Here is a 19,352-nt window from a genome sequence, read left to right as displayed (position 1 = left end):
GCAGAACGTGCCCTGGGGACGCCCGACCTGTGATCCACCAGCAATGCGCCCCGTGTCGCGCGCTGGCGACGTTGAGGAGCCGCCCGGTCCCGGCCAGATACATCGGCGTCGGACCCCGCTGGTAGACAGGCACCCATGACCACCACGACCGACGTACGGGCCAGCGCCGAGGCCCACCTGCGCGCCCTGGTCGGCAGCGACGACGCCCGGCTGCGCGAGGACCAGTGGTCCGCGATCGAGGCGCTGGCGGTCGACCGGCGGCGCGCGCTCGTCGTCCAGCGGACCGGCTGGGGCAAGTCGGCGGTCTACTTCGTGGCCACCCTGCTGCTGCGCGACCAGGGTGCGGGCCCGACGGTCATCGTCTCGCCGCTGCTGGCGCTGATGCGCAACCAGATCGCCGCCGCCGAGCGTGCCGGCATCCGAGCGGTGACGATCAACTCCACCAACATGGAGGACTGGCAGCCGATCCAGGACGCCATCCTCGCGGGCGAGGTCGACGTGCTGCTGGTCAGCCCGGAGCGGCTCAACAACCCGGGCTTCCGCGACGAGGTGCTGCCGCGGCTCGCCGCGACCTGCGGGCTGCTGGTCGTCGACGAGGCGCACTGCATCTCCGACTGGGGCCACGACTTCCGGCCCGACTACCGGCGGATCCGCACGCTGCTCCAGGACCTGCCCGAGGGCATCCCGGTGCTGGCGACGACGGCGACCGCCAACACCCGGGTCACCGACGACGTGGCCGAGCAGCTCGGCAGCGCCGGGACGCTCGGCGACGTCCTGGTGCTCCGCGGCACCCTCGACCGGGAGTCGCTGCGGCTGGGCGTCGTCCGCCTCACGACCCCGCAGCAGCGGCTGGCCTGGCTGGCCGACCACCTGGCCGAGCAGCCCGGCTCCGGCATCGTCTACTGCCTGACCGTGGCCGCCACCCAGGAGGTGGCCGACTACCTGCGCTCGCGCGGCCACCAGGTCGCGGCCTACTCCGGCCAGACCGAGCCCACCGAGCGGCACGCGCTCGAGCAGGACCTGGTGCACGGGCGGGTCAAGGCGCTGATCGCCACCAGCGCGCTCGGCATGGGCTTCGACGCGACCCTCGGCTTCGTGGTCAACCTCGGCGCCCCGCCGTCCCCGGTCGCCTACTACCAGCAGGTCGGCCGTGCCGGTCGTGGCACGGCCGAGGCCACCGTCGTGCTGCTGCCGGCGATCGAGGACCGAGACATCTGGGCCTACTTCGCCTCGCTGGCCTTCCCGCGCGAGGAGCAGGTCCGGCGCACGCTCGAGGTCCTCGCCGAGCAGGGCGGGACGATGAGCACCGCCACCCTGGAGACGTACGTCGAGCTCAACCGCAACCGGCTCGAGACGATGCTCAAGGTGCTCGACGTCGACGGCGCCGTACGCCGGGTCCGCGGCGGCTGGGAGTCCACCGGGCAGGCGTGGTCCTACGACGAGGACCGCTACCGGCGGGTGACCGAGGCCCGCGAGCGCGAGCAGCGCGCGATGCTCGACTACATCGCCACGGACACCTGCCGGATGCGCTTCCTGCGGGAGCAGCTCGACGACCCGGGAGCCGTCGACTGCGGTCGCTGCGACAACTGCGGCGGGCTGACGCTCGCGGCGGAGGTCTCGACGGCCGCGATCGAGGAGGCCGAGGCCCGGCTGTCGCGGCCCGGCGTGGTGGTCGAGCCGCGCAAGATGTGGCCGACGGCGCTGGCCAACCTCGGCGTCGACCTGCGCGGCAAGATCGCCGAGGCGGCGCAGGAGGGCCGGGGCGTGGCCCGGCTGACCGACCTCGGCTACGGCAACGCGCTGCGGGAGCTCTTCGCCCCGGGCACCCCGGACGGTCCGGTGCCGGTCCCGTTGGTCCGCGCCGTCGTGGAGGTGCTCACCGACTGGCGCCCGCCGGTGGACGGCATCGTCGTCGTCGAGTCCGCGACCCACCCGACGCTCACGGCCGATCTCGCCGACGGCCTGTCGCGCTACCTGAAGGTCCCCGTCGTGGGGCGCTACGCGATCGTCGACCCCGACGTCGCGCCGGGCCAGGGCGCCGCCAACTCCGCGCAGCGGATCGCCGCGGTCGGGCGCCGCTTCGACCTCCAGGCGGACGTGCCGCAGGGTGCCCGGATCCTGCTCGTGGACGACCGGGTCGGCACCGGCTGGACCCTCACCTTGGCCGCCCGGGCGATCCGGTCGGCGGGTGCCGCCGAGGTGCGCCCACTCGTGCTGGCCACGACGTCGTAGCCCCGTTTGCACGAATGAAACACCCGAGATCTAGAGTTCGCCAGTGATCCACGCCCACGTCCTCGCCTACTTCGCAGACGACACCACGCGCAGCTACCAGCTCATCCAGTGGCTGCCCGTGCTGGAGCAGCTCGACCACCAGCATCCGGTCGCGATCGTGGCACGTGACGAGGAGACCGCCGAGCTGCTCGGCACCCGGACCCGGCTGCCGATCACGCTGGCCGCGGGCTTCGCCGAGCTGACCCAGGTCTACGCGGAGTCGGACGCGAAGGTCGTCCTCTACTGCAACAACTCGATGCTCAACTTCCACTCGCTCCTGGACGGGCGCAAGCTGCACGTCCACATCAACCACGGCGAGAGCGACAAGCAGAGCATGGCGAGCAACAACGCCAAGGCCTACGACCGGGTGTTCGTAGCCGGCGAGGCCGCGGTGCAGCGGCACGAGGCCGGGCTGCTGGAGTTCGACACCTCCCGCTTGGTGCGGATCGGCCGGCCCCAGCTCGACCTGCGTCCGCCGTCGCTGCTGGAGCCCAGCACGCGCCGTACCGTCCTCTACGCCCCGACCTGGGAGGGCGACGCCGAGTACAACGACTACACCTCGGTCGACACCCTCGGCGCCGACATCGTCCGGGCGGTGCTGGACGTGCCCGACGTGCGGCTGGTCTACAAGCCGCACCCGAAGGTCACCACCAGCACGGTCGACGCGATCCGCGACGCGCACACCGCGATCCTCGCCCTGGTGGCGGCGGCCGCCCGGCGCCACCCCGAGGCCGGCCACGTCGCGGTCACGGCCGGCGACATCCTCGCCGTGATGCCCGAGTGCGACGCGATCGTCACCGACGTCTCCTCGGTCGGCCTGGACTGGCTCTACCTGCGCACCGAGAAGCCGATCTTCATCACCGACCGCCACCACGACGCCGAGCGCCTGCGCCAGGAGGTGCCGGTCAGCCGCTGCGCGGACGTGCTCGACGAGGTCGACGTGGCCGAGCTGACCGAGCTGGTCGCCGCGCGCCTCGAGTACGACGAGCACCACCTCGCGCGGGTCGCCATGCGGCACCACTACTTCGACGACCTGCAGGTCGGGGACAGCACGACCCGCTTCCTGGAGTCGGTGTCGGCGCTCGTCGCTCTCCGCGACCGGCTGGTCAACGGCGGCCCCGGCCGCGGCGAGGCCATCACGGCGTAGCGATCGGCCGTGAGGCTGGACCGCACACTAGAACACGTTCTAGTGTGCGGCCATGGACAGACCTCTGCGCGTGATCCAGTGGACGACCGGCAACATCGGCCGGCGCTCGCTGCACGCCATCATCGGCCGCCCGGACATGGAGCTGGTCGGCGTCTACGCCCACGGGGCCGACAAGGTGGGCAAGGACGCCGCCGAGCTGTGCGGGCAGGCGGAGCCGACCGGGATCGTGGCCACCAACGACGTCGCGGCGCTGCTCGCGCTCGGCGCCGACGCGTGCTGCTACAACCCGCTGTGGCCGAGCGTCGACGAGCTGTGCGCGCTGCTCGAGTCGGGCGTGAACGTCTGTACGTCGGCCGCCTGGATCACCGGCGGCAAGCAGACCCCGGAGGACCGCGAGCGGATCGAGAAGGCCTGCGAGAGCGGCCACGCCTCGATCTTCGGCAGCGGCGCGCACCCGGGCATGACCAACATGGTCGGGATGGTGCTCAGCGGCTCCTGCGAGCAGGTCGACGAGATCCGGATCACCGAGTCGGTCGACTGCTCGACGTACGAGAGCGCGGAGACCCAGACGGCGATGGGCTTCTCGCTCGACCCCGCGACGCCCGGTCTCGCCGAGAGCGTGCGCCGGGAGAGCGAGGTCTTCGCCGAGTCCGCGGCGATGATGGCCGACGCGCTCGGGGTGACGCTCGACCGGATGAGCTTCGACGTCGAGTTCACCGCGGCCACCGGCGACAGCGACCTGGGCTTCATGACCATCCCGGCCGGCACCGTCGGCGGCGTGATGGGCTACCACCGGGGCTGGGTCGGCGATCGCAACGTCGTCAGCGTCGGCTTCAACTGGACCATGGGCGAGCACGTCACCCCGCCGAAGCCGCTCCAGCACGGGCACGTGATCCAGGTCTTCGGGGTGCCCAACATGCGCACCGTCCTGCACTGCCTGCCGCCGAAGGGCTGGACCGAGGGGTTCATGGACCTCGGGATGATCTACACCGCGATGCCGGTCACCAACGCCGTGCCGTACGTCGTCGCCGCGCCGCCCGGCATCGTCACGCTCGCGGACCTGCCTCCGGTGACCGGCCGGATCGCGCTCTGATCAGTGCCCGACGAGCACCGTCGGGTCCACGGCGTGATCGATCTTCTTGCGCGGCAGGAAGGAGGCGGGGATGAGCACGCAGGCGACCAGGATCGTCGCGACCACGAAGACCGTGGCGAACGCGTCGGCGAGACCGGGGACGTAGGTCGCGGGGTCGGTCGGGTCCAGGTCGATGGTGCCGTTGGTGAGCAGCACCGAGAAGAGGGCGGTGCCCATCGAGGCGGAGACCTGCTGGGCGATGTTCATCAGGGTCGAGCCGCGGGCGATCGCGTGCTCCTTGAGGGTGGCCAGCGCCGCCGACATGATCGGCATCATGGTGCCGCCCATGCCGAGGCCCATGATGAAGAGCGCCGACAGCAGGTAGGTGTAGGAGGTGTCGGCCTCGACCTGCGTGAACATCGCCATGCCGACCGTGATCACGGTGATCCCCGCCAGCACGATCTTGCCGGGGCCGATCCGGTCGGCCAGGATCCCGGCGATCGGCATGGTGATCATCGCGCCGATGCCCTGCGGGGCGAGCAGCACGCCGGCGTGCAGGGCGTCCTCGCCCCGGACCGACTGGAAGTAGAGCGGGAAGAGCAGGCTCGCGCCGAAGAAGGCGATCGCGAAGAGCGACATCGCGAGCACCGCGACGGTCATCGTGCGGTTGCTGAACAGGCGCAGGTCCACCAGCGGGTGGAGGTTCTTGCGGTTGAGGGCCCACGGGACGAACGCGGCGATGAGCAGCACGCCGATCACGGCGGGTGCGACCACCTGCGCGGTCCAGACGGTGCCGTGCTCCTGCTTGGCCTCCGGGATCGACGAGACGCCGTACAGGAACGCGGCGAGTCCCGGCGACAGCAGCACCATGCCGAGCCAGTCGAAGGTCTCGGACGGCTCGACGTCGTCCTTCGGGAGCACGACGAAGGCATAGACGAACGCGGCGATGCCGATGGGCAGGTTGATCAGGAAGATCCAGTGCCAGGACGCGGAGTCGATCAGGGCGCCGCCGATGATCGGGCCGAAGATCGGGCCGAGGAGCATCGGGATGCCGAGCACGGCCATCACGCGGCCGACGCGCTCCGGGCCGGCCGCGCGGGTCAGGATCGTCATGCCGAGCGGCATCAGCATGCCGCCGCCCAGGCCCTGGATGACGCGGAAGGTCACCAGCATCTCGAGCGACGAGGCCGAGGCGCAGAGGACCGATCCTGCCGTGAAGAGCCCGACCGCGATCAGGTAGAGCCGCTTGGTGCCGAAGCGGTCGGCGGCCCACCCGGTCAGCGGGATCACGCTGGCGAGCGCCAGCGTGTAGCCGGTCATCGTCCAGGCGACCTGGGCGGACGTGGCGTCGAACTCCTGCTGGAAGGTCTGCAGGGCGACCGAGACGACCGTGATGTCGAGGATCGACATGATCGCGCCGAGGACGACCACGCCGGCGATCACGAGGACGCCGCGGTCGAGCTTGTCGGAGGCCGGGGACGACTGGGTGGGGGTCTCGGTGCTCACCCGTCGAGGCTAGGTGGCGTCACCGACAGCGGTCACGCGACTTGTGTCTCCTGGATCAGTGGGCTTCGTCACCGCATGAGTGCAACGAGGATCAGGCGAGCTGGGCCTCGATCGCGCTGACGACCTGCGGGTCCTCGGGCACGACGCCGGGACTGAAGCGGGCGACCACGGCGCCGGAGCCGTCGACGAGGAACTTCTCGAAGTTCCAGGTCACGTCGCCGGCCTCGCCGTTCTCGTTCGGGGTCTCGACGAGCGCCTGGTAGATCTCGTGGCGGTCGTCGCCGTTGACCTCGATCTTCTCGGTCATCGGGAAGGTCACGCCGTACGTCGCGGAGCAGAACTCCTGGATCTCCTCGGCGGACCCGGGCTCCTGGCCCAGGAACTGGTTGCACGGCAGCCCGACGACGGTGAAGCCGCGCTCGGCGTACGTCTCCTGGAGCTGCTCGAGGCCGGTGTACTGCGGGGTCAGGCCGCACTTGCTCGCGACGTTGACCAGCAGGGCCGGCTTGCCGCCGGTGAGCTCGCCGAGCGTCGCGGCGGTGCCGTCGAGCCGGGCGATCGGGGCGTCGAGGATCGTCATGACTACAAGCGTAGAACCTCGGCGAAACAACCGTGTCGGTGTCTCGGGCTAGCGTCTCCACGTGTCCTTCGTCCCGCTCTCCGGTCCGGCGACCTTCCGGGCCGCCGATCCGCCGCGGGAAGGGGTCGTGGAGTTCACCGACGCGCGCCGTACAGTCGCGCTGCCGATCCGGGCCGCGCTGCCGGTCCTGACGAAGGCCCGCAACCGGGAGGACCTGCACCCGAGCGTGGGGCTGCTGTCGGGGGCGGCGCTGCTGGGGATGCGGTTCGTGGCGGCGGGCAAGTTCGCGCCCAGCGTGTCCGCCGCCGGCACCGGTACGCCGAGCTGGCGGATCAGCGGGCTCGACGAGGACGACGAGGACCGGATCGAGATGCTCGCCCGCTCGCAGCGGGACGACGAGCGGCTGGTGCGCGACCTCATCGACGCCATCGCCGACGCCATGCCGCGGCAGCCCCCGGTGGAGACGCCGGAGCGGCGGCCGGCCGCGCCGCGGGGACCGACGTTCGAGGAGCGCCTGCAGTCCCGGCTCGCCCAGCACCGCCGGGTCGACCCGACCGACCTGCCGCAGCTGGTGCGGCTCTCGATCCGGGTCGAGGCGGACGAGGAGGAGCTGGTTGCCGGCGCCGTACGCCTCGTGCCGCAGGTGCACGACGAGCAGAACCCGCTGCACCTCTGCGACCTGGCGACGCTGTGGACCCACGACGCCGACGAGCACGGGTTCGGCGGGCGGGCGCGCACCCACGCGACCATCGCGCTGCGGGCCGCCGCCGACGCGTGGCCGGTGCTGGACCGGCTGCTGGAGCTGCGGGTGCCCGACCAGATCGTGCTCGACACCGACGAGCTGGTCAGCCTCCTCGACGAGGGGGTCGGCACGCTCCGCGAGCGCGGCATCGACGTGCTGTGGCCGCGCAGCCTGGGGCGCGACCTGAGCGCGACCGCGACGCTCGACCGCGCCGCTCCGGCCGCGCCGCGGGAGGAGCCGCTCAACGAGCCGCTGCTCGGGACCGAGGCGCTCTTCGCGTTCAAGTGGCAGGTGGCGCTGCACGGCGACCCGCTGAGCGACGCCGAGATGGACCAGCTCGCGTCGTCGGCCACCCCGCTGATGCGGCTGCGCGGCAACTGGACCGTCGTCGACCCGGCGATCGTCCGCAAGGCCCGCAAGCGGCTGCTGCGCACGGTGAAGCCGGCCGAGGCCGTGGCGGCCGCGCTCACCGGCGTCGTGCAGGTCGGCACCGACGGCGCGCCCGAGCAGGTCGTCGTCGGCGCCAGCCTGCTGAAGGTGCGCGAGCAGCTGCTGACCGCGTCGACCCGCGAGCCGGTCGAGGCGCCGGCCGGGCTGACCGCGACGCTGCGCGACTACCAGCGGCACGGACTGACCTGGCTGGCCGAGCTGACCTCGCTCGGTCTCGGCGCGTGCCTGGCCGACGACATGGGGCTCGGCAAGACGATCACGCTGATCGCGCTGCACCTGCACCGCCACGAGCGCGGGGCGACCGGGCCGACGCTGGTCGTCTGCCCCGCGAGCCTGCTGGGCAACTGGGAGGACGAGGTGCACCGCTTCGCCCCCGGCGTGCCCGTCGTCCGCTTCCACGGGAGCGCGAGGGACCTCGCCGGTGCCGGCGACGGGTTCGTGCTCACGACGTACGGCACGATGCAGCGTGACGCCGAGCGGCTCGCGTCCGTCGGGTGGGACCTGGTCGTCGCGGACGAGGCGCAGCACGTCAAGAACCCGCGTACGTCGACGGCCCGCGCGCTGCGCACCATCCCGAGCACGGCTCGGGTCGCGCTCACCGGCACGCCGGTCGAGAACAACCTGACCGAGCTCTGGGCGATCCTCGACTGGGCGATCCCGGGGCTGCTCGGCAGCCGCAACGCTTTCCGCAAGGCGTGGGCCGCGCCGATCGAGTCGGGCAAGGAGCCGACCAAGGCGGCGCAGTTCGCGGAGCTGATCGGCCCGTTCCTGCTGCGTCGGCGCAAGTCCGACCCCGGCATCGCGCCCGAGCTGCCGGCCAAGACCGAGACCGACCACCGGATCGGGCTGACCCGCGAGCAGGTGGTGCTCTACGAGTCGTTCGTCCGGGACATCATGGAGCGGATCGAGCGCGCCGACGAAGACACCCGCCGCGGGCTGGTGCTCAAGCTGCTCACCGGGCTGAAGCAGATCTGCAACCACCCGGCCCAGTTCCTCAAGCAGTCCGCCGTACGCCTGTCCGGGCGGTCGCAGAAGATCGACCTCCTCGACGAGCTGCTCGGCACGGTGCTCGCCGAGGACGGCGCGGCGCTGGTCTTCACGCAGTACGTCGCGATGGGCCGCCTGCTCGAGGCGCACCTGGACCGCGCGGGCGTCCCGCACCAGTTCCTGCACGGCGGCACGCCCGTGCGGGAGCGGGAGGCGATGGTGCGGCGCTTCCAGGCGGGGGAGTCGCCGGTGTTCCTGCTGTCGCTGAAGGCCGGCGGGACCGGGCTCAACCTGACCCGCGCCGACCACGTGCTCCACGTCGACCGCTGGTGGAACCCCGCCGTCGAGGAGCAGGCGACCGACCGCGCCTACCGGATCGGCCAGACCCGGCCGGTGCAGGTGCACCGGATGATCACCCGCGGGACGATCGAGGAGAAGATCGCCGAGATGCTCGGCCGCAAGCGGGCGCTCGCCGACGCGGTGCTGGGACGGGGCGAGGCCGCTCTCACCGAGCTCAGCAACGACGAGCTCCGCGACCTGGTCTCCCTGCGCCCGGACGCGATGGACGACTGATGGCGGTGGTGGTCCTGCACCCCCGCGTCGCGCCGCGGCGCGGGGCCGCCCGGGCGACGACGTGGTGGGGCAAGGCCTGGGTGCGCGCGGTCGAGGAGGCGTCGTACGCCGAGGCCGACCTGCGCGCCGCCCGCGTGCTGGCGCGGGGCGGCCAGGTCGGTCAGGTCGCCACCGAGCCGGGACGGTACGTCGCGTCGGTCGAGGACGCGCGGGGCCTCTGGACGGTCGAGGGCAGCCTGCCCGTCTTCGACGCCGCGGCCGTCGACGCCCTGGTCGAGACGGTCGCCGCGGCGGCCGGCCGGGTCGCGGCGCTGGTGTCCGGCGAGCTGCCCCACGACCTGGTGGAGCAGGCCGACGAGTCGGGCGCGGAGCTGCTGCCGAGCGGCTACGAGCTCGGCTCGACCTGCGGCTGCGACCACTGGACCGACCCCTGCACGCACGCGCTGGCGGTGCTCTACCAGCTGGCGTGGCTCGTCGACGCCGACCCGTTCGTGCTCTTCCAGCTGCGTGGGCTGCCCCGCGACGAGCTGCTCGCGCGCCTGCACGCCCGCACCGTCGTGATCGACGGCCTGGACGTGGAGGTCGACGCCGACCTGGACCTGGCCGTCGAGGCCGCGCTGTACGCCGCGCGTCTCCTGGGTGAGGAGATACCCGAGACGGGCGATGCCGCTGGCTGACGGTCGGTGGCACGCTCCGACGCGGTGCGACTCGTGGACGCCCCTGGATGTCGAACGAGGTGACCCATGTACCCGAAGATCCGTCTGCTCCTCGCCCTCCTGCTCGGCGTCACCATGTCCGTGGTGGCCGCACCGCACCCGGCGTCGGCCGTCTCGAGGCCGTCGGTGACCCGGTTGTCGGTCGCGTCGGGGCCGACCGCCGGCGGCACGCGGGTCACGATCAGGGGCAAGCACCTGACCCAGGTCGTCCGGGTGCTCTTCGGCAACGCCCGCGGCACGCGGGTGGTCGTCCGCTCGGCAGGTTCCCTCACAGTCACGGCGCCGGCCCACGCGGTGGGTGTCGTGCACGTCAGGGTCGTGACGAGGCACGGGACGTCGAAGGCGGTGCGCGCCGACCGGTTCCGCTACGCGGACTGGGTGCGGACCGCGCTCCCCAGGCCGTCCGACGCGGCCTTCGCACCCCGGATCAGTCAGTCCGCCTGCTGGGCGGACCGCCATTGCGTGGCGACCGGGACCTATCGGCAGCGGTCCGGGAACGATGCCGCGGTGCTCTGGACGCTGAGCGGGGTCCACTGGTCCGGGACTCGGGCCCCGGTGCCCGACGGCGCCGCCACCAATCCTCATCCCGTCCCGCTCCGGATCTCGTGCGGCGCCGCCGGGGTCTGCGCGGCGTACGCCGTCTATCAGGCCCACCGCGACGGACGCGACGAGGATGCCGCTCTCCTGTGGGCGTTGACCCCGGGCGGGTGGACCGCCACCGCTCCGCCGGTGCCGGCAGACGCCGACGCCGGTACGGGCGCGCACGTCACGGACGTCAGCTGCGCCGGGTCGGTCTGTGCCGCGCGCGGAGCCTATGAGCTGGGTGGCAACCTCCGTCCTGCCTTCTGGACGTCGGACCATGGCGTCTGGTCGGTCGCGATCGCCCCGCTGCCCAGCAACGCGGTGCGCGTCGACCTCGGCTCGGTCGTGGACGTCGCCTGTGGCGGCGCCACCTGCGCGGCGGGCGGTGTCTACCTGGCCGACCCGGGACTGTCCTCGCGCCGGGCCCTGTGGGCGCGGACCGGTGCTGCCTGGATGGTGAGCGAGGCACCTGCGCCCGCAGGCTTGTCCTACGCGCCGACGGACCACATCGGTGCCGCGTGCGGCCCGGCCGTCTGTCTCGCCACCTTCGACCTCACGCGGGGCTCCGGGTTGGCGAGCGCCGTGTGGACCCTCGCGGGCGGCTCGTGGACGGCCACCAGCATCCCGTTGCCGCCGGGAGCGGCGTCGGGCACCGGCTACATCAGCGCGACCACGTGCGCGGCGACCGGCACGTGCGTGGCCGTCGGGCAGTACGAGGATGCGGCCGGTGACGCCGAGGGCGCGCTGTGGGTCCGGTCCGCCGGGGGTGCCTGGACGGTGAGCAGAGCGACCCTGCCCGCGGACGCGGCACAGAACCCGCGTGTCACCATCCGTCGGGTGGTTTGCGCCGACAACGGCACGTGCGTGGCGGTGGGGGCGTACGTCTACCACCAGCAGGGCAGCGACATCGACCAGGAGTCGCAGTACGACTCCCTGCAGTGGACGTACGCCGACGGCAGGTGGACGCTCCTGCGCCGGTACGGCTTCAACCGGGACGTCGACGCGCAGCCGTCGACCGTCTCCTGCGCCAGCGACTACTGCGTCCGGTTCGACGGTGCGCAGACGGTCTGGGCCGGTCGGTCGTGGCGGACGTACTCACCGCACGAGGCCCTCGGCGGCCTCTCGAACCGCGGCGGCGTCGCTCTCGCCGCCTTCTCCGCCGCGGCCTGGGTCTACGTGGGCTGATTCAGCGGTACGCCGAGGGCCGCGAGACCCATCCGGCTCAGCAGTGCTCGCATCTCGGAGTCCGGCAGCAGGCTGCTGTGCGGGGTGGAGTTGATCAGCCCGAACGCCGCGTGCGCCATCGACCGGGCGGTCGCCAGCTCGAGCCTCGGGTGGAGCAGCTGCAGCTCGGCCGCCCAGAGGTCGACGTACTCGCGCTGCAGGGCGCGCACCTGCTCGCGGGCGTCGACGGGCAGCGACTCCCAGTCGCGGTCCTGGACGACGATGAGCGGCCGGTGCCGCAGCGCGAAGTCGACGTGCCAGTCGACGAGGGCGGCCAGCGCCGCGTCGGGCTCGGGCGTCTCGGCGACCCGCCGCCGGCCCTCGCGCAGCAGCTCCTCGCTGATCGAGACCAGCATCTCGGCGAGCATCGCCTGCTTGGAGGGGAAGTGCTTGTAGAGCGCCGGCCCGGAGATCCCGCAGGCGGCACCCAGGTCGGCCACGGAGACCCCGTGGTAGCCCCGGGAGGCGAAGAGCTCCGCCGCCGTGGCGAGGATCTGGTCGCGCCGGCTCATGCCGCCCAGGTTAGGGCCTGTTAACCCTGAGTGGTCCCGGTCTCGTCGTTCTGCTTGCCGTCAGCATCCTGCTCGGCGATCTGACGGCGTACGTCGTCCATGTCGAGACCCTTGACCGCGGTGATGACCTGCTCGAGAGCGGGTGCGGGCAGCGCGCCCGGCTGGCTGAAGACCAGGATGCCGTCGCGGAACGCCATCAGCGTCGGGATCGAGGTGATCTGCGCCGCGGCGGCCAGCGACTGCTCGGCCTCGGTGTCGACCTTGCCGAAGACGACGTCGTCGTGCCGCTCGGCCGCGGCCTCGAAGACCGGGGCGAACTGACGGCACGGGCCGCACCAGGACGCCCAGAAGTCGACGAGGACGATGCCGCCGTCGACGACGGTCTGCTCGAAGGTGTCGGAGGTCAGGACTGTGGTCGCCATATCCGTTCAACCGGAGCGGGCGGTGGATTTGTTCCGGGTTGGTGGACCCTTAGGTTAATGATCGCTAACCTGGCGGGGTGAGTCACATGAAGGAGCTGGTCGACGACCTGCGCGAGCGGCTGTCCGTCGCCCGCACCGGCGGCAGCGACGCGGCCCGGACCAAGCACACCGACCGCGGCAAGCTGCTGGTCCGCGACCGGGTGGACCGGCTGCTCGACCCCGGCAGCCCGTTCCTGGAGCTGAGTCCCCTGGCCGCGACCGGCATGTACGGCGACGCCGTGCCCAGCGCCGGCATCGTCACCGGCATCGGCCGGGTCAGCGGCCGCGAGGTCGTCGTCGTCGCCAACGACGCGACCGTCAAGGGCGGCACCTACTACCCGATGACGGTCAAGAAGCACCTGCGGGCCCAGACCGTCGCGGCCGACAACAAGCTGCCCTGCATCTACCTCGTCGACTCCGGCGGTGCGTTCCTGCCGATGCAGGACGAGGTCTTCCCCGACCGCGAGCACTTCGGCCGGATCTTCTTCAACCAGGCCAACCTCTCGGCGGCCGGCATCCCGCAGATCGCCAGCGTGATGGGCTCCTGCACCGCCGGCGGCGCCTACGTCCCCGCGATGTCCGACGAGACCGTCATCGTGCGCAACCAGGGCACGATCTTCCTCGGCGGACCGCCGCTGGTGAAGGCCGCGACCGGCGAGATCGTCACGGCCGAGGAGCTCGGCGGCGGCGACGTGCACGCCCGCACCTCCGGCGTCGTGGACCACCTCGCCGAGGACGACGCGCACGCCCTGGCGATCGTGCGCAGCATCGTCGGGACCCTCGAGCGCCGGCCCGCGGGAGCGACGTACGAGATCGCGCCCGTCGAGGAGCCGCACGAGGACCCCGCCACGCTGTACGACGTGGTGCCCGCCGACACCCGCACGCCGTACGACGTCCGCGAGGTGATCCGCCGGATCGTCGACGGCAGCCGCTTCCACGAGTTCAAGAAGCTGTACGCCGAGACGCTGGTGACCGGCTTCGCGCACATCTGGGGCCACCCCGTCGGGATCGTCGCCAACAACGGCATCCTCTTCAGCGAGTCGGCGCTCAAGGGCGCGCACTTCATCGAGCTGTGCAACCAGCGCGGCATCCCCCTGGTCTTCCTGCAGAACATCTCCGGCTTCATGGTCGGCAGGGAGTACGAGAACAAGGGCATCGCCCGCGACGGCGCCAAGCTCGTCACCGCTGTCGCCTGCAGCGTCGTCCCGAAGTTCACCGTCGTCATCGGCGGCTCGTTCGGCGCCGGCAACTACGGCATGTGCGGCCGCGCGTACGACCCCAGGTTCCTGTGGATGTGGCCCAATGCGCGGATCTCCGTGATGGGCGGCGAGCAGGCCGCGTCCGTCCTCGCGACCGTCGCCGGCCGCCCGGACGATGAGGAGCTCAAGGCCCCGATCCGCGACCAGTACGAGACCCAGGGCTCGCCGTACTACTCCACCGCCCGCCTCTGGGACGACGGCGTGATCGACCCCGCCGACACCCGACGCGTCCTCGGCATGGGCCTCGCAGCCGCCGCCAACGCCCCGATCCCCACGCCGTCCTACGGCGTCTGGAGGATGTGATGCAGACCCTGCTGATCGCCAACCGCGGCGAGATCGCGCTCCGCGTCATGCGCACGGCGAGCGCCATGGGCATCCGCACCATCGCGCTCTTCACCGACCTCGACGCCGACGCGCTCCACGTGCGCGCGGCCGACGACGCCGTCCGCGTCACGAGCTACCTCGACGTCGACGCCGTGGTCGCCGCGGCACAGGCGGCCGGCGCCGACGCCATCCACCCCGGCTACGGCTTCCTCTCCGAGCGCGCGGCGTTCGCCCGGGCCGTCGAGGCCGCGGGCCTCAAGCTGGTCGGCCCGTCCGCCGATGTGATGGACCGGATGGGCCGCAAGGACGCCGCCCGCGAGATCGCCATCGCGGCGGGCGTCCCCGTCGTGCCGCGCGGGGAGGACGCGGGCTACCCGGTCCTGGTCAAGGCCGCCGCCGGCGGCGGCGGCAAGGGCATGCGGGTCGTGCGCTCCGCGGAGGAGTACGACGAGGCCGTGGCCGCCGCCAAGCGCGAGGCGCTGTCGTCCTTCGGCGACGACACCATGCTCGTCGAGAAGTACGTCGAGCACGGCCGCCACATCGAGGTCCAGGTGATGGCCGACGCGCACGGCAACGTGATCCACCTCTTCGAGCGCGACTGCTCCACCCAGCGCCGTCACCAGAAGGTGCTGGAGGAGGCGCCCGCGCCCACGATCACCCCCGAGGTCCGCGAGCTCGTCACGAGCAGCGCCGTCGCGCTGAGCAAGCACGTGGGCTACGAGAACGCAGGCACCGTCGAGTTCCTCCTCGACGCCGACACCGGCGAGGCCTACTTCCTGGAGATGAACACCCGCCTCCAGGTGGAGCACCCCGTCACCGAGGCCATCACCGGGCTCGACCTGGTCGAGCTGCAGCTCCGCGTCGCCGACGGCGAGCCGCTCCCGATCACCCAGGCCGACGTCACCGTGACCGGGCACGCGATCGAGGCCCGGGTGTACGCCGAGGACTCGTTCGGCGGCTTCCTGCCCCAGGCCGGGACCACCAGCATCGTGCGGTGGTCCGAGACGGCCCGGGTCGACCACGCGCTCCAGCCGGAGCAGGTCGTGAGCACGTCGTACGACCCGATGCTCGGCAAGGTCATCGTGCACGGCGCGACCCGCGAGGAGGCCCGCCAGGCGCTCGTCGCCGCGCTCGACGACACCGCGATCCTCGGGCTCACCACCAACGTCGGCTTCCTGCGGGCGCTGGCCGCGAGCGACGAGTTCCGCGACGCCATGATCGACACGGCCTGGCTCGACACGGCCGTGGTCGAGAAGCCCGACGACGAGCTGCCCCGGGTCTTCGTGGCCTGGGTCAGCGCGATGCTCACGGCGGTCACCGACAGCGGCCACCCCTTCCAGTCCGACGGCTGGCGTGCCGGCAGCGACCCCGCGCCGACCATCGTCGAGCTCGACCGGCCGGTCGTCGTCGACCGGGCCCTCGGCACCGTCGACGGCACTCCCGTCCGTCAGGTCGAGGCCGCCCACCACACCCTCACCCTCGCCGTCGACGGCGCCCGCCACCGCGCGGTCGTCAACGTCCAGCCCCACGTCGCCGAGGTGTCCTTCCGCGGTCAGCGGTTCGCCTTCGAGCGGCCCGACGTGTTCGGGGACCGCGCGGTCGACGTCGGTGACGGCGCGATCACCGCCCCGATGCCCGGCACCGTGCTCGACGTCCGCGTCGCCGACGGCGACCGCGTCGAGACCGGACAGGTGCTCGTCGTGCTCGAGGCGATGAAGATGGAGCTGTCGCTCAAGGCGCCCTTCGACGGCACCGTCTCCGGGCTCGCCGCGGCCACCGGCGCGCAGGTCGCGCTCGGCGCCACCCTCCTGGAGGTGCAGCCCGATGAGTGAGCTCCCCACCGTCGTCCGCGCCGACGGACTCCCCGACCGCGTGACGATCTACGAGGTCGGCCCCCGCGACGGGCTGCAGAACGAGTCGGCGCTGGTCCCGACCGACGTCAAGGCCGAGTTCGTGCGCCGTCTCCTCGCGGCCGGTCTGCCGATCGTCGAGGCGACCAGCTTCGTGCACCCGAAGTGGGTCCCCCAGCTCGCCGATGCCGCCGAGCTGATGGAGCTGCTCGGGCCGGCCGGACGCGACTGCCCGGTGCTCGTCCCCAACGAGCGCGGCCTCGACCGGGCGCTGGAGCTGGGGGCGAGGCACATCGCGATCTTCGGCTCGGCGACCGAGACCTTCGCGCAGAAGAACCTCAACCGCAGCCTGGACGAGCAGTTCGCGATGTTCGAGCCGACCGTGCGCCGCGCCCGTGACGCCGGGCTCGACGTCCGCGCCTACGTCTCCATGTGCTTCGGCGACCCCTGGGAGGGCGGGGTGCCGGTGGACCAGGTCGTCGCCGTCGGCAAGCGGCTCTTCGACCTCGGCGCCAGCCAGCTCAGCCTCGGCGACACGATCGGCGTCGGCACCGCCGGCCACGTGACCGCGCTGGTGCAGGCGTTCGGGGCCGCGGGCATGGCGACCGACCAGCTGGCGATGCACTTCCACGACACCTACGGCCAGGCCCTCGCCAACACGTACGCCGCGCTGCACACCGGCATCACGACGTACGACGCGAGCGCCGGCGGCCTGGGCGGCTGCCCCTACGCGAAGAGCGCCACGGGCAACCTCGCGACCGAGGACCTGGTGTGGATGCTGCGCGGCCTCGGCATCGAGACCGGGGTCGACCTCCAGCAGGTCGTCGACACCAGCGTCTGGATGGCGGGGCACCTGGGCCGGCCGAGCCCGTCGGCCGTCGTACGCGCCCTCTCCTGACTACGGCAGAATCCCTCGCATGGCCGACGTCGTGTACCTCCATGTGGGCTCCCCCAAGACCGGGACCACCTACATCCAGGACCGACTGGCGCTGAACCGGTCGCAGCTGGCCCGGCACGACGTCCGCTACCCGATCGGCGCGCGGGGCGACATGTTCCACGCTGCCCTCGACCTGGTGGAGCGGCCCTGGGGCGGGATGCTCGCCGAGGCCAAGGGCGAGTGGGACGCGCTGGTCAAGCGCACCCGACGCGCCCACGGGTCGGTGGTGATCAGCCACGAGATCCTGGCGGGGGCGACCAGCGAGCAGGTCGAGCGCGCCGTCACGTCCTTGGCGCCCGCCGAGATCCACGTGGTGCTCACGTCGCGTGACGTGGCGCGCCAGGTGCCTGCGGAGTGGCAGGAGCGGCTCAAGCACCAGGGCCGGATGACCTACCGCAAGTTCGTCCGCCGGGTCCAGAAGCCGCGGACCCAGCTGGGCCGGTCCTTCTGGCAGGTGCAGGGCGTCACCGAGGTGCTCGGACGCTGGAGCCGCCAGCTGCCGCCGGACCACGTCCACGTCGTCACCGTGCCGCAGCCCGGCGCACCCCACGGCGAGCTGTGGCGCCGGTTCTGCCGGGCCGTCGACATCGATCCGGCGTGGGCCCCTCTCGACGGCGTCCGCCGCAACCCCTCCATCGGTGCAGCCGAGAGCTCGATGCTGCGCCAGCTCAACAGCCGGCTCCGGCACACCGACCTCGAGGACGGCGACTACCGCGCGCTGGTCCGCCACCTCATCGTCCACGAGACGCTGGCCGCGGAGCCCGTCCAGCAGCGGCTCACGCTGCCGCCCGACCTCTACGACTGGGCCGACGAGGTCTTCGACTCCTGGCGCGAGTGGATCGAGGGCTCCGGCGTCGACGTGGTCGGCGACGTCGAGGACCTCCGACCGGTGCGCCCGGCGCCGGGCGAGGTCTGGCACGACCCCGACCGCGCGCGACCGCGTGCCGTCGCCGACTCGGCGCTGGACGCGCTCGTCGCGGTGATCGTGGAGGCCGCCCGGCGGGAGGACCCCGACGACCAGCTCACGGCCCGGGTGGGCAAGGTCGCCCGGCGGCTGCGCGAACGGTGAGCAGCGACGGGGACACCCCGGGCATCCGCCGCGCCTGGGGCTGGACGGCACACCTGCGAGACGGCGGCACGACGCCGTGGCGCGACTGGACCGCGGAGGGCGTCGCGCGCGGCCGGCACCTGCCCGGAGCCCAGCAGCTCGAGCTGCTCCGGCGCCTCAACGAGTCGGGACGGGTCCCCGAGCGGCTCGCGACCCGGGTGCTCGAGGCCAGCGCACCCGGCCGCGGTCGCGCCGACCTCGAGCTGCTCGGCTCGGTCGAACGCCTGGCCTTCGGGCCGCCCCCGGTCGACCCCGCCGACCTGGACGCCGACGAGCTGTTGCGGGTCGCCGCCGGGCTGCTCGCCGAGGACGTCCACGCCGCCGGCGTGCCCGAGCCGGCCGTCGGCCGGCCCCGGCCCTGGCGCACCCGCTACCGGCTGCTCGGCGACCCGGTGCTCGCCGACCCGCGCCGCGCCGACCTGGTCGCCCGCGGCCGCCCGCCGGGCGGCCGCACCGAGCTCGTCCTGGTGCTCGGCACCGACCTGGGGCAGATGCTGGTCGACGCGTGGACCGCCCGGAGCCTGGGCAGCGGGGCGCTCCCGTGGACCGACTGGGTACGGCGCCGCGCCACGCTCGACCTGCTGCCGGACCGGGTCGACCTGCCCCGGCTCGCCCGCTCCTCGGCCGAGCGGGTCGGCGTCCGCCGGGTGCGGATCGTGCTCGACCTCGAGACGCTGCCCCGCCTGGTCGGCGTACGCCGTCCGCTCGCGTCTGCTCCCGCTCTCTCCGCCGACGCCGTCGAGCTGGCCCGCCGGACCGGGCAGGTCCTCGCGCTGCTGGCCGTGCCCGACGAGCAGCGCGCGCTGCTCCGCGGCGTGCTGCTGCCGCGGCTCGTCGCGCACCCCGGGCCTGCGCTCACGCTGCCCGCGCGCCACGTCGGCTGGGCGCGCGGGCGGGCCCGCTCGATGCGCGACGAGCTGGTGCGCGCTGGCTACCCTGTCCACGGCGACCCCGACGCCCTGCTGCCCGTCGACCGCCCCGGCGTACCGGAACCCTCGGACGCCGGCGTCCTGGCGCTCGCGCTGCGCCTGCTGTTGGAAGAGAAGTAGTG

15 protein-coding genes are annotated in these 19,352 nt (G+C 72.7%); 11 read left to right on the top strand and 4 right to left on the bottom strand.

Annotation, left to right across the window (positions count from 1 at the left end; genetic code table 11):
• Positions 1-135: 135 nt before the first annotated feature.
• Genes ABEA34_RS11270 through ABEA34_RS11260 form a run of 3 tightly spaced genes read left to right on the top strand, consistent with a single transcriptional unit; the run spans position 136 to position 4,511 of the window.
• On the top strand, positions 136-2,232 hold the full coding sequence (locus tag ABEA34_RS11270) for a RecQ family ATP-dependent DNA helicase (RefSeq protein WP_345521353.1): 2,097 nt from the start codon (positions 136-138) through the stop codon (positions 2,230-2,232).
• 43 nt (positions 2,233-2,275) lie between these two features.
• On the top strand, positions 2,276-3,418 hold the full coding sequence (locus ABEA34_RS11265) for a CDP-glycerol glycerophosphotransferase family protein (protein ID WP_345521352.1): 1,143 nt from the start codon (positions 2,276-2,278) through the stop codon (positions 3,416-3,418).
• A gap of 52 nt (positions 3,419-3,470) precedes the next feature.
• Positions 3,471-4,511, top strand: coding sequence for an NAD(P)H-dependent amine dehydrogenase family protein (locus ABEA34_RS11260; RefSeq protein ID WP_345521351.1), 1,041 nt, complete (start codon positions 3,471-3,473; stop codon positions 4,509-4,511).
• On the opposite strand, the gene ABEA34_RS11255 is transcribed toward ABEA34_RS11260, so the two are convergent.
• The gene (locus tag ABEA34_RS11255; RefSeq protein WP_345521350.1) at positions 4,512-5,996 is read right to left on the bottom strand and encodes a DHA2 family efflux MFS transporter permease subunit; all 1,485 of its coding nucleotides are present in this window, start codon (positions 5,994-5,996) and stop codon (positions 4,512-4,514) included. It abuts the gene before it with no gap.
• 91 nt (positions 5,997-6,087) lie between these two features.
• Complete coding sequence (locus ABEA34_RS11250; protein ID WP_345521349.1) at positions 6,088-6,576, bottom strand: glutathione peroxidase; 489 nt, start codon at positions 6,574-6,576, stop codon at positions 6,088-6,090.
• A 61-nt stretch (positions 6,577-6,637) separates the two neighbouring features.
• Between ABEA34_RS11250 and ABEA34_RS11245 the strand changes: the two genes are divergently transcribed.
• The 3 genes from ABEA34_RS11245 (at position 6,638) to ABEA34_RS11235 (ending at position 11,811) form a co-directional block, all read left to right on the top strand.
• Positions 6,638-9,328, top strand: coding sequence for a DEAD/DEAH box helicase (locus tag ABEA34_RS11245; RefSeq protein WP_345521348.1), 2,691 nt, complete (start codon positions 6,638-6,640; stop codon positions 9,326-9,328).
• Positions 9,328-10,005, top strand: a complete 678-nt coding sequence (locus tag ABEA34_RS11240; RefSeq protein WP_345521347.1) for an SWIM zinc finger family protein — start codon at positions 9,328-9,330, stop codon at positions 10,003-10,005. Before ABEA34_RS11245 ends, ABEA34_RS11240 begins: the two co-directional genes overlap by 1 nt.
• 66 nt (positions 10,006-10,071) lie before the next feature.
• Positions 10,072-11,811 carry an IPT/TIG domain-containing protein gene (locus ABEA34_RS11235; RefSeq protein ID WP_345521346.1) on the top strand — a complete coding sequence of 580 codons (1,740 nt, stop codon included), beginning with the start codon at positions 10,072-10,074 and terminating at the stop codon, positions 11,809-11,811.
• On the opposite strand, the gene ABEA34_RS11230 is transcribed toward ABEA34_RS11235, so the two are convergent.
• Together ABEA34_RS11230 and trxA are read right to left on the bottom strand one after the other, a co-directional pair.
• A complete protein-coding gene (locus tag ABEA34_RS11230; protein WP_345521345.1) occupies positions 11,799-12,362 on the bottom strand; it encodes an SACE_7040 family transcriptional regulator in 564 nt (187 codons plus the stop codon). The two genes, ABEA34_RS11235 and ABEA34_RS11230, sit on opposite strands and share 13 nt — an antisense overlap.
• Positions 12,363-12,382: 20 nt before the next feature.
• Positions 12,383-12,784 carry a thioredoxin gene (gene trxA, locus ABEA34_RS11225; RefSeq protein WP_345521344.1) on the bottom strand — a complete coding sequence of 134 codons (402 nt, stop codon included), beginning with the start codon at positions 12,782-12,784 and terminating at the stop codon, positions 12,383-12,385.
• An 86-nt stretch (positions 12,785-12,870) separates the two neighbouring features.
• On the opposite strand from trxA, the gene ABEA34_RS11220 reads away from it, so the two are divergent.
• Genes ABEA34_RS11220 through ABEA34_RS11200 form a run of 5 tightly spaced genes read left to right on the top strand, consistent with a single transcriptional unit; the run spans position 12,871 to position 19,350 of the window.
• Positions 12,871-14,385 carry a carboxyl transferase domain-containing protein gene (locus ABEA34_RS11220; protein ID WP_345522777.1) on the top strand — a complete coding sequence of 505 codons (1,515 nt, stop codon included), beginning with the start codon at positions 12,871-12,873 and terminating at the stop codon, positions 14,383-14,385.
• On the top strand, positions 14,385-16,238 hold the full coding sequence (locus tag ABEA34_RS11215; protein ID WP_345521343.1) for an acetyl/propionyl/methylcrotonyl-CoA carboxylase subunit alpha: 1,854 nt from the start codon (positions 14,385-14,387) through the stop codon (positions 16,236-16,238). Before ABEA34_RS11220 ends, ABEA34_RS11215 begins: the two co-directional genes overlap by 1 nt.
• A complete protein-coding gene (locus ABEA34_RS11210; RefSeq protein WP_345521342.1) occupies positions 16,231-17,154 on the top strand; it encodes a hydroxymethylglutaryl-CoA lyase in 924 nt (307 codons plus the stop codon). The genes ABEA34_RS11215 and ABEA34_RS11210 overlap by 8 nt, the downstream gene beginning before the upstream one ends.
• A 19-nt stretch (positions 17,155-17,173) precedes the next feature.
• The gene (locus tag ABEA34_RS11205; protein ID WP_345521341.1) at positions 17,174-18,262 is read left to right on the top strand and encodes a hypothetical protein; all 1,089 of its coding nucleotides are present in this window, start codon (positions 17,174-17,176) and stop codon (positions 18,260-18,262) included.
• Positions 18,259-19,350, top strand: coding sequence for a hypothetical protein (locus ABEA34_RS11200; protein WP_345521340.1), 1,092 nt, complete (start codon positions 18,259-18,261; stop codon positions 19,348-19,350). Before ABEA34_RS11205 ends, ABEA34_RS11200 begins: the two co-directional genes overlap by 4 nt.
• Positions 19,351-19,352: the final 2 nt, after the last annotated feature.

The organism is Nocardioides conyzicola, from assembly GCF_039543825.1.
Classification (GTDB): domain Bacteria; phylum Actinomycetota; class Actinomycetes; order Propionibacteriales; family Nocardioidaceae; genus Nocardioides; species Nocardioides conyzicola.
This window is presented reverse-complemented; position numbering and strand designations above follow the sequence as displayed.

Excerpts from the sequence above, each read along its gene's own strand:
- ABEA34_RS11270 (WP_345521353.1), top strand. The coding sequence starts at position 136 with ATGACCACCACGACCGACGTACGGGCCAGCGCCGAGGCCCACCTGCGC.
- ABEA34_RS11260 (WP_345521351.1), top strand. The coding sequence starts at position 3,471 with ATGGACAGACCTCTGCGCGTGATCCAGTGGACGACCGGCAACATCGGC.
- ABEA34_RS11250 (WP_345521349.1), bottom strand. The coding sequence starts at position 6,576 with ATGACGATCCTCGACGCCCCGATCGCCCGGCTCGACGGCACCGCCGCG.
- ABEA34_RS11240 (WP_345521347.1), top strand. The coding sequence starts at position 9,328 with ATGGCGGTGGTGGTCCTGCACCCCCGCGTCGCGCCGCGGCGCGGGGCC.
- ABEA34_RS11235 (WP_345521346.1), top strand. The coding sequence starts at position 10,072 with ATGTACCCGAAGATCCGTCTGCTCCTCGCCCTCCTGCTCGGCGTCACC.
- ABEA34_RS11230 (WP_345521345.1), bottom strand. The coding sequence starts at position 12,362 with ATGAGCCGGCGCGACCAGATCCTCGCCACGGCGGCGGAGCTCTTCGCC.
- trxA (WP_345521344.1), bottom strand. The coding sequence starts at position 12,784 with ATGGCGACCACAGTCCTGACCTCCGACACCTTCGAGCAGACCGTCGTC.
- ABEA34_RS11220 (WP_345522777.1), top strand. The coding sequence starts at position 12,871 with ATGAAGGAGCTGGTCGACGACCTGCGCGAGCGGCTGTCCGTCGCCCGC.
- ABEA34_RS11215 (WP_345521343.1), top strand. The coding sequence starts at position 14,385 with ATGCAGACCCTGCTGATCGCCAACCGCGGCGAGATCGCGCTCCGCGTC.
- ABEA34_RS11210 (WP_345521342.1), top strand. The coding sequence starts at position 16,231 with ATGAGTGAGCTCCCCACCGTCGTCCGCGCCGACGGACTCCCCGACCGC.
- ABEA34_RS11205 (WP_345521341.1), top strand. The coding sequence starts at position 17,174 with ATGGCCGACGTCGTGTACCTCCATGTGGGCTCCCCCAAGACCGGGACC.